8 protein-coding genes are annotated in these 9,000 nt (G+C 60.1%); all 8 read left to right on the forward strand.

The window, feature by feature from the left end; all coding sequences use genetic code 11:
• The first annotated feature begins 536 nt into the window (after nt 1-536).
• Nucleotides 537-2,762, forward strand: coding sequence for an NADP-dependent isocitrate dehydrogenase (locus WBB95_RS03045; protein WP_424486234.1), 2,226 nt, complete (start codon nt 537-539; stop codon nt 2,760-2,762).
• A 176-nt stretch (nt 2,763-2,938) separates the two neighbouring features.
• On the forward strand, nt 2,939-3,340 hold the full coding sequence (locus WBB95_RS03050) for a carbohydrate-binding module family 20 domain-containing protein (protein ID WP_424486235.1): 402 nt from the start codon (nt 2,939-2,941) through the stop codon (nt 3,338-3,340).
• A gap of 195 nt (nt 3,341-3,535) precedes the next feature.
• Nucleotides 3,536-3,982, forward strand: a complete 447-nt coding sequence (locus tag WBB95_RS03055) for an NUDIX hydrolase (protein ID WP_424486236.1) — start codon at nt 3,536-3,538, stop codon at nt 3,980-3,982.
• A 59-nt stretch (nt 3,983-4,041) separates the two neighbouring features.
• Complete coding sequence (gene mnmA, locus WBB95_RS03060; protein ID WP_424486237.1) at nt 4,042-5,166, forward strand: tRNA 2-thiouridine(34) synthase MnmA; 1,125 nt, start codon at nt 4,042-4,044, stop codon at nt 5,164-5,166.
• The gene (gene hflD / locus WBB95_RS03065; protein WP_424486238.1) at nt 5,163-5,786 is read left to right on the forward strand and encodes a high frequency lysogenization protein HflD; all 624 of its coding nucleotides are present in this window, start codon (nt 5,163-5,165) and stop codon (nt 5,784-5,786) included. Before mnmA ends, hflD begins: the two co-directional genes overlap by 4 nt.
• Before the next feature lie 124 nt (nt 5,787-5,910).
• Entirely contained in the window at nt 5,911-7,281 is a 1,371-nt protein-coding gene (gene purB, locus WBB95_RS03070) for an adenylosuccinate lyase (protein ID WP_424486239.1), read from the forward strand.
• A gap of 85 nt (nt 7,282-7,366) precedes the next feature.
• A complete protein-coding gene (locus WBB95_RS03075) occupies nt 7,367-8,533 on the forward strand; it encodes a JmjC domain-containing protein (protein ID WP_424486240.1) in 1,167 nt (388 codons plus the stop codon).
• Nucleotides 8,526-8,948, forward strand: coding sequence for a GNAT family N-acetyltransferase (locus tag WBB95_RS03080; RefSeq protein ID WP_424486241.1), 423 nt, complete (start codon nt 8,526-8,528; stop codon nt 8,946-8,948). Before WBB95_RS03075 ends, WBB95_RS03080 begins: the two co-directional genes overlap by 8 nt.
• The last annotated feature ends 52 nt before the right edge of the window (nt 8,949-9,000 follow it).

A 9,000-nucleotide genomic window follows, 5' to 3' on the forward strand; every position in this document is an offset into this window, starting at 1 on the left:
TTTTTTCGCCGACTGCCGGAACCTGAATCTTCTGGTATCCCATGCTGAACTCCGTTTGTGGTTGAAACCTCGGGCTGCGTTCGAGCCTACTCCAGATAAATGACGACTGAAACCTCACGCCACGCTCATTTGCGTCGAAAACAGCACATTCAGTCGCCTACAAGCCTGAAAGAAAAGGCAAAATCGCCAATCTTGAGCACATCGTGCAAGCTTGGCGGTGTAAGGCCCCCTGCGACCTTTAGACCAATGGACGACACACCTTTTGTATGAAGGCTCGGCGTAAGCATAGTGACCTATGTATAATGCCGCCGCTGACCCAAGAGTCACGACGGCTGACCGCTCTAAATAGACGCCTTCAGCTAGAAAGCAGGACTATTACAATAGTCCACCCGCTTGACGCTCGACTGATGCAACCCAACATCACCGCGAAGAAACCTCGACATTTCGCTCATGGATGACTTTGAACGAACGCGCTCTACCCGGCGCATCTCGAGTTTCTGCGCACGCTTTCAGCAAAGAAGAGAGTTAATCCGAATATGCCCACCCGCTCGAAGATCATCTACACCTTCACCGACGAAGCCCCGGCCCTCGCCACCTATTCACTGCTGCCTATCGTAGAGGCCTTCACCGCTTCCGCTGATATTGCCGTGGAAACCCGCGACATCTCCCTCGCCGCGCGCATCCTCGCAAGCTTCCCCGAGCAACTGGGCGACAAGGCTATCGCGGACCACCTCGCCGAACTGGGCGACCTGGCCGTTACGCCTGAAGCCAACATCATCAAGCTGCCTAACATCAGCGCCTCGACCCCGCAGCTGCAAGCGGCGATCAAGGAATTGCAGGCCCAGGGCTACGCCCTGCCGGACTACCCGGAAACCGTAACCACCGACGCGGAAAAAGAAACCCGTGCACGTTACGACAAGGTCAAGGGCAGCGCCGTGAACCCGGTACTGCGCGAAGGCAACTCTGACCGCCGCGCGCCGCTGTCGGTCAAGAACTACGCACGCAAGCACCCGCACAAAATGGGCGCCTGGGCTGCCGACTCCAAGTCGCACATTGCCCACATGACCAGCGGCGACTTCTACGGCAGCGAAAAAGCCGTACAAATCGAAGCAGCCGATGCTGTCAAAATCGAGCTGATTGCCAAAGATGGCACCGCCACCGTCCTGAAAGAAAAGACCTCGGTACAAGCCGGCGAGATCATCGACACTGCCGTGCTGAGCAAAAATGCACTGCGCACGTTCATTGCCGCTGAAATCGAAGACGCCAAGAAACAAGGCGTGCTGCTGTCGGTTCACCTGAAAGCCACCATGATGAAGGTCTCCGACCCGATCATGTTCGGCCAGATCGTTGCCGAGTTCTATAAAGACGCCCTGGCCAAGCACGCTGACGTGCTGACACAGATCGGCTTCAACCTGAACAACGGCATCGGCGACCTGTACGCTCGCATCAAGGCCCTGCCGGCCGACCAGCAAGCGCAGATCGAAGCTGACATTCAGGCGGTCTACGCCGCGCGCCCATCGCTGGCGATGGTCAACTCCGACAAAGGCATCACCAACCTGCACGTGCCGAGCGACGTCATCGTCGACGCCTCGATGCCGGCCATGATCCGTGACTCCGGCAAAATGTGGGGCACCGACGGCCAGCTGCACGACACCAAGGCGGTGATCCCGGATCGCTGCTACGCCACCATCTACCAAGCCGTCATCGAAGACTGCAAGGCCAATGGCGCTTTCGACCCGACCACCATGGGCAGCGTGCCAAACGTTGGCCTGATGGCGAAGAAAGCCGAAGAATACGGCTCCCACGACAAGACCTTCCAGATCAAGGCTGACGGCGTAGTCCGCGTCACCGACAGCAAGGGCAACCTGCTGATGGAACAGGCCGTCGAAGCCGGCGACATCTTCCGCATGTGCCAGACCAAAGACGCGCCGATCCAGGATTGGGTCAAACTGGCCGTCAACCGTGCCCGCGCCAGCAACACCCCGGCCATTTTCTGGCTGGACCCTCAGCGCGCACACGACGGCGTCGTGGTCGAGAAAGTTCAGGCTTACCTGAAAGACCACAACACCGAAGGCCTGGACATCCGCATCATGTCGCCGGTCGATGCGATGAAGTTCACCCTGGAGCGCACCCGCAAGGGCCTGGACACCATCTCGGTGACCGGTAACGTTCTGCGTGACTACCTGACCGACCTGTTCCCGATCATGGAACTGGGCACCAGCGCCAAGATGCTGTCGATCGTGCCGCTGATGAACGGTGGCGGCCTGTTCGAAACCGGCGCTGGCGGTTCGGCTCCGAAGCACGTACAGCAACTGGTCGAAGAGAACTTCCTGCGCTGGGATTCCTTGGGCGAGTTCCTGGCCCTGGCCGCCTCCCTTGAGCATTTGGGTGTGACGTACAACAACCCGAAAGCCTTGGTTCTGTCCAAGACCCTGGACCAGGCCACCGGCCAGTTCCTCGACAACAACAAGTCGCCATCGCGCAAAGTCGGCAACATCGACAACCGCGGCAGCCACTTCTACCTGGCGCTGTACTGGGCTCAAGCCCTGGCTGCCCAGACCGAAGACACTGCCCTGCAAGCGCAGTTTGGCGAACTGGCCAAGACCTTGGCCGCGAACGAAGCAACCATCGTTGCCGAGCTCAACGCCGTACAAGGCAAGCCAGTGGACATCGGCGGCTACTACGCGCCGAACCCTGAGCTGACCAGCAAAGCCATGCGCCCAAGCAACACCCTCAACGCGGCGATTGCCAAGTTGAAGTAAGGTTGTAAGGCGACACCACAAACCCCGGCCATGTGCCGGGGTTTGTGTTTTCAGGCCCATGTCGCAGTGAAATAATCGCGAAAGACTCTAACGCACTGTTAGTTCTAACAGGTCCCCCCTCGCCTATTGAAGACCATGCTGCTCTCATCATCATGAATGAATCGAGGGCACCTCAAATGCGCCGCATCGCTTATTTTTTGCCGCTGAGCGCCTTGCTGCTTGCACTGCTGCAAACAGCCAACGGCGGCCAGAATGTCCAGGCAACCTATTTTCTCAACGTAACCTTCCAGTGCGATAACGGCATCACGACGCCCGGATATAGCGTCTACGTGGTTGGGGACAAACCTGAGATAGGCAGTTGGGACCCGGCCAATGCCGTACTTCTGAAACCTTCCGCCTATCCAAAATGGACGGGCCGGGTAAAATTTTCGAATGTAAAGCTTGGCGACCAGGTGAAATGGAAGTGCGTTATTCGCAACGAAAACACCCCATACGATGTACAAAAATGGCAGCCTGGCGCGGACAATCAGGTGACGCTGGCCTGGTCTCCAGAGCCACAGTCCATCGGGACGTTCTGAAAAGCCAGAGTTTGCCGCCCGCCCCTTGAATGGGCCGACGCCGGTATTGCAATACGGTTGTAAAGATACAAAGTAGCCCCGGCCTTGCGCCGGGGTTTCTGTTTGCGGACACTGCATTCTTGCTGAAGAAACCGAATCAAAAAGTGAGAGCGGGCTTGCTCACAGACCGCATCGCGTCTTCAATCGAGGCAACTTATGACCTGGCAACCCCACATCACCGTCGCCACCATTGTCGAAGACAACGGCCGCTTCCTGATGGTCGAAGAACTCAAAGGCGGCCGCGCCGTACTCAACCAGCCTGCCGGCCACCTGGATCCGCATGAAACCCTGACCGAAGCCGCCGTGCGCGAAACCCTCGAAGAAACCGGCTGGGACGTTGAAGCCACCGGCATCGTGGGTATTTACCTGTACACCGCCCCGAGCAATGGCGTGACCTACCAGCGCGTGTGCTTTATTGCCAAGGCGCTGAAACACCACCCGGATTACGCACTCGACGACGGCATCCTGCGCGCCCGCTGGCTGACGCGTGACGAGCTGATGGCCTTGCGCGACGACTGGCGCAGCGAGCTGATCATCCGTTGTATCGATGATTATCTGGCCGGCATGCGCCACAGTCTCGAATTGATCCGCCCTTCTCTTTAGCCTTGCGCGCCCGAGCCTGCTAGAATCGCGTCCTTTTTAAAGACTCCCGTTGAAACCTTATGCGTGATCCAGCCCCTTCTGACACACAAAAGAAGCGCGTCATCGTCGGCATGTCCGGCGGCGTGGATTCTTCCGTTTCCGCCGTTCTGCTCATGGAGCAGGGTTATGAGGTGGAAGGCCTGTTCATGAAGAACTGGGAAGAAGACGATGGAACGGAATACTGCACCGCCATGGACGACCTCGCGGACGCCCAGGCCGTGTGCGACAAGATCGGCATCAAGCTGCACACCGCCAACTTCGCCGCCGAGTACTGGGACAATGTGTTCGAGCACTTCCTGGCCGAGTACAAGGCCGGCCGCACGCCGAACCCGGACATCCTGTGTAACCGCGAGATCAAGTTCAAGGCGTTCCTCGACTACGCCATGATCCTTGGCGCCGACCTGATCGCCACGGGCCACTACGTGCGCCGTCGCGACGTTGATGGCCGCACCGAACTGCTCAAAGGCCTGGACCCGAACAAGGACCAGAGCTACTTCCTGCACGCCGTCGGCGGCGAACAGATCGCCAAGACCCTGTTCCCGGTGGGCGAACTGGAAAAACCCGAAGTGCGCAAGATTGCCGAGAAACACGGCCTGGCCACCGCCAAGAAGAAGGATTCCACCGGGATCTGCTTTATCGGCGAACGCCGCTTCAGCGACTTCCTCAAGCAATACCTACCGGCACAACCGGGCGAGATCAAAACCACCGACGGTGACGTCATCGGCCGCCACCATGGCCTGATGTACCACACCATCGGCCAGCGCCAGGGCCTGGGCATCGGCGGCCTGAAAGACGCCGGCGAAGAGCCGTGGTACGTGCTGATCAAGGACCTGGAGCACAACGAACTGATCGTCGGCCAGGGCAATGAACACCCGCTGCTGTTCTCCGGCGCCCTGCTCGCTTCGGAGATCTATTGGGTCAACCCGATCGACCTGAGCGCCCCGCGCCGGCTGACCGCCAAAGTGCGCTATCGCCAGAGCGACCAGCCCTGCACCCTGGAAAAAACCGCCACCGGCTATCGCGCCACCTTTGATGACCCGCAACGCGCGGTCACGCCTGGCCAGTCCGTGGTGTTTTACGACGGCGAAATTTGCCTGGGCGGCGGCGTGATTGAAATCGCCGAAGCCTGGAGCAGCCCGGCATGAGTCCGACCCAGGAGCAGTTGACGGCGCTCGGCGGGGTTTTCCTTGCCGCCGTGCTGGTGGACAAGATCGCCAAGACCGGTCAGGTCACCGAAGCAGGCCTGACCTGCATGCTCGGCAGCCTGCTGATCCGTGACCCCAAGGACACCCTGGAAGTCTACGGCGGCGACGACCTGGCGCTGCGTGAAGGCTATCGCGCGCTGATCGGCGCGCTGGAACGCGACCCGAGCACCTTGCAGCGCGAGCCGCTGCGCTACGCCCTGTCGATGCTTGGCCTTGAGCGCCAACTGGCCAAGCGCGAGGACCTGCTCGAAACCATCGGCAAGCGTTTGCCGCAGATTCAGTCCCAGGTTGAACACTTCGGCCCGGCGCACGAAAACGTGATCGCCGCCTGTGGTGCGCTTTACCAGGACACCTTGAGCACCTTGCGTCAACGGATTCAGGTCCACGGCGACATGCGCAACCTGCAGCAACCGAATAACGCCTCGAAAATCCGCGCCCTGCTCCTGGCCGGTATTCGTTCGGCGCGGTTGTGGCGACAGTTGGGCGGCCATCGCTGGCAACTGGTGATCAGCCGACGCAAATTGCTCAAAGAGCTTTACCCGTTGATGCGCAACGAATAAGTCGCAGCAACCCGCTTTTTTATAGCCTCACGCGTAATACGCCGGTCAGTTGGCAACGGACCGGCGGATTTTTTCATGTATGATACGCGCCCCATTTCGTTGCCCGACTGTCCGAGAACACCCCATGCAGCTCTCTTCGCTCACTGCGGTTTCCCCTGTTGACGGCCGCTACGCCGGCAAAACCCAGGCCCTGCGCCCTATTTTCAGCGAATACGGCCTGATCCGTGCTCGTGTTCTGGTTGAAGTGCGCTGGCTCCAGCGCCTGGCCAGTCACAGCGCCATCAGCGAAGTGCCGGCGTTTTCCGCCGAGGCCAACGCTGTATTGAACACCCTGGCGGAAAACTTCTCCCTGGAGCACGCCGAGCGTGTGAAAGAGATCGAGCGCACCACCAACCACGACGTAAAAGCCATTGAGTACCTGCTCAAAGAGCAAGCGGCCAAGCTGCCGGAACTGGCCCAGGTCAGCGAGTTCATCCACTTTGCCTGCACCAGCGAGGACATCAACAACCTGTCCCACGCCCTGATGCTGCGCGAAGGCCGTGATGACGTGATGCTGCCACTGATGCGCCAGACCGCCGAAGCCATCCGCGAACTGGCGATCCGTTTCGCCGACGTGCCGATGCTGTCGCGCACTCACGGCCAGCCGGCTTCGCCGACCACTCTGGGCAAAGAACTGGCCAACGTGGTCTACCGCCTGGAGCGTCAGATCGCTCAGGTCGCTGCCGTGCCATTGCTGGGCAAGATCAACGGCGCCGTGGGCAACTACAACGCACACATCTCCGCCTACCCGGAAATCGACTGGGAAGAAAACGCCCGCGCCTTCATCGAAGACGAGCTGGGCCTGGGCTTCAACCCGTACACCACGCAGATCGAACCGCACGACTACATCGCCGAGCTGTTTGACGCGATTGCGCGCTTCAACACCATCCTGATCGACTTCGATCGCGATATCTGGGGCTACATTTCCCTGGGCTACTTCAAGCAGCGCACCATTGCCGGTGAAATCGGCTCGTCGACCATGCCGCACAAGGTCAACCCGATCGACTTCGAAAACTCCGAAGGCAACCTCGGCATCGCCAACGCCCTGTTCCAGCACTTGGCCAGCAAGTTGCCGATCTCCCGCTGGCAGCGCGACCTGACCGACTCCACCGTACTGCGCAACCTCGGTGTAGGCTTTGCCCACAGCGTGATCGCGTACGAAGCCAGCCTCAAAGGCATCAGCAAGCTGGAGCTCAACGCGCAGAAAATCGCCGCTGACCTGGACGCGTGCTGGGAAGTATTGGCCGAGCCGATCCAGACCGTGATGCGCCGCTACAGCATCGAAAACCCTTACGAAAAGCTGAAAGAATTGACGCGCGGCAAGGGCATTACCTCCGACGCACTGCAAACTTTCATCGATGGCCTGGACATGCCAGCCGCGGCCAAGGCCGAGCTGAAACTGCTGACCCCGGCCAACTACATCGGCAACGCGGTGGCCCAAGCCAAGCGTATCTGATCAGCGTAAGCCCCCCTTGAGACGCCCGGCCGCGCCGGGCGTTTTTATTCCAGTCTGAAAAGTGCTTTCTTTCAATAGGTTACACATGAATCCTGATATCCCTCTTCAACTTCTGGGCGGCATCACGGCACGGGAATTCCTGCGCGACTACTGGCAGAAGAAACCCCTGCTGATCCGTCAAGCCATCCCTGATTTCGAAAGCCCGATCGACGCCGACGAACTGGCCGGCCTGGCCCTGGAAGAAGAAGTCGAATCGCGCCTGGTGATCGAGCACGGCGAGCGCCCTTGGGAACTGCGCCGCGGCCCATTCGCCGAAGACGCCTTCAGCACCCTGCCCGAGCGTGAGTGGACCCTGCTGGTGCAGGCCGTCGACCAGTTCGTGCCGGAAGTCGCCGAGCTGCTGGAGCAGTTCCGCTTCCTGCCAAGCTGGCGCATCGACGACGTGATGATCAGCTTTGCCGCGCCAGGCGGCAGCGTCGGCCCGCACTTCGACAACTACGATGTGTTCCTGCTGCAAGCCCAGGGCAAGCGCAACTGGAAGATTGGCCAGATGTGCAGCTCCGAAAGCCCGCTGCTGCAGCACGCCGACCTGCGCATTCTGGCCGAATTCGAACAAAGTGAAGAATGGGTGTTGGAACCGGGCGACATGCTCTACCTGCCGCCGCGCCTGGCGCACTTTGGCATTGCCGAAGACGATTGCATGACCTACTCGGTCGGCTTCCGCGCGCCGAGCGCTGCTGAAGTGCTGACCCACTTCACCGACTTCCTCAGCCAGTACCTGACCGATGAAGAGCGCTACACCGACGCCGACGCCCAGCCGGTCAGCGACCCGCACCAGATCCAGGGCGACGCCCTCGACCGCCTGAAGAGCTTGCTGGCTGAGCACATGAGCGACGAGCGCATGTTGCTGACCTGGTTCGGCCAGTTCATGACCGAGCCGCGCTACCCGGAGCTGGTGGCCGGCGAAGAACTCGACGAACAAGACTTCATCAGCAGCCTGGAAGACGGCGCGATTCTGGTCCGCAACCCAAGCGCACGCCTGGCCTGGTCGGAAGTGGACGATGACGTGCTGCTGTTCGCCAGCGGCCAGAGCCGTTACCTGCCGGGCAAACTGCGCGAGCTGTTGAAACTGGTGTGCGCAGCCGATGCCCTGCACGCCGAAAACCTCGGCGCCTGGCTCGCAGACGAAGACGGTCGCGACCTGCTGTGCGAACTGGTCAAGCAAGGAAGCCTGGGATTTGCCGATGAATAAAATTCACGTAAGTGTCGCGGACTGGCAAAAGGATATCGCCGAGATACGGCGCATTCGTGAAGCGGTATTTATCGCTGAGCAATCGGTTCCACCCGAGCTGGAATGGGATGCCGAAGACGCAGACGCCATGCACTTTCTCGCGTTTGAAGGCGACTTCCCCATCGGCACGGCGCGGCTGCTGCCCACCGGCGAGATTGGCCGCGTGTCGGTCCTCAAGGACTGGCGCGGGCTGAATGTCGGCGACAAGCTGATGGACGCGGTGATTGGCGAAGCCGAGAAACGCGGCCAGACCAAGCAGTTTCTCAGTGCGCAGGTGTATGCCGCGCCGTTTTATGAGCGACTGGGCTTCAAGATCGTCAGCGAGGAATTCCTGGAAGTCGGAATTCCGCACGTGGATATGGTGCGCGAGGGCTGATCCAAGGCCTCGGCGCCGCCATCGCAGGCAAGCCAGCTCCCACAGGGGAATG

This window comes from Pseudomonas sp., from assembly GCF_049645325.1.
GTDB lineage: Bacteria > Pseudomonadota > Gammaproteobacteria > Pseudomonadales > Pseudomonadaceae > Aquipseudomonas.

Coding starts and splice junctions, on each gene's coding strand:
- hflD (WP_424486238.1), top strand. CDS start 5,163: ATGAGTCCGACCCAGGAGCAGTTGACGGCGCTCGGCGGGGTTTTCCTT.
- WBB95_RS03050 (WP_424486235.1), top strand. CDS start 2,939: ATGCGCCGCATCGCTTATTTTTTGCCGCTGAGCGCCTTGCTGCTTGCA.
- mnmA (WP_424486237.1), top strand. CDS start 4,042: ATGCGTGATCCAGCCCCTTCTGACACACAAAAGAAGCGCGTCATCGTC.
- WBB95_RS03075 (WP_424486240.1), top strand. CDS start 7,367: ATGAATCCTGATATCCCTCTTCAACTTCTGGGCGGCATCACGGCACGG.
- purB (WP_424486239.1), top strand. CDS start 5,911: ATGCAGCTCTCTTCGCTCACTGCGGTTTCCCCTGTTGACGGCCGCTAC.
- WBB95_RS03045 (WP_424486234.1), top strand. CDS start 537: ATGCCCACCCGCTCGAAGATCATCTACACCTTCACCGACGAAGCCCCG.
- WBB95_RS03055 (WP_424486236.1), top strand. CDS start 3,536: ATGACCTGGCAACCCCACATCACCGTCGCCACCATTGTCGAAGACAAC.
- WBB95_RS03080 (WP_424486241.1), top strand. CDS start 8,526: ATGAATAAAATTCACGTAAGTGTCGCGGACTGGCAAAAGGATATCGCC.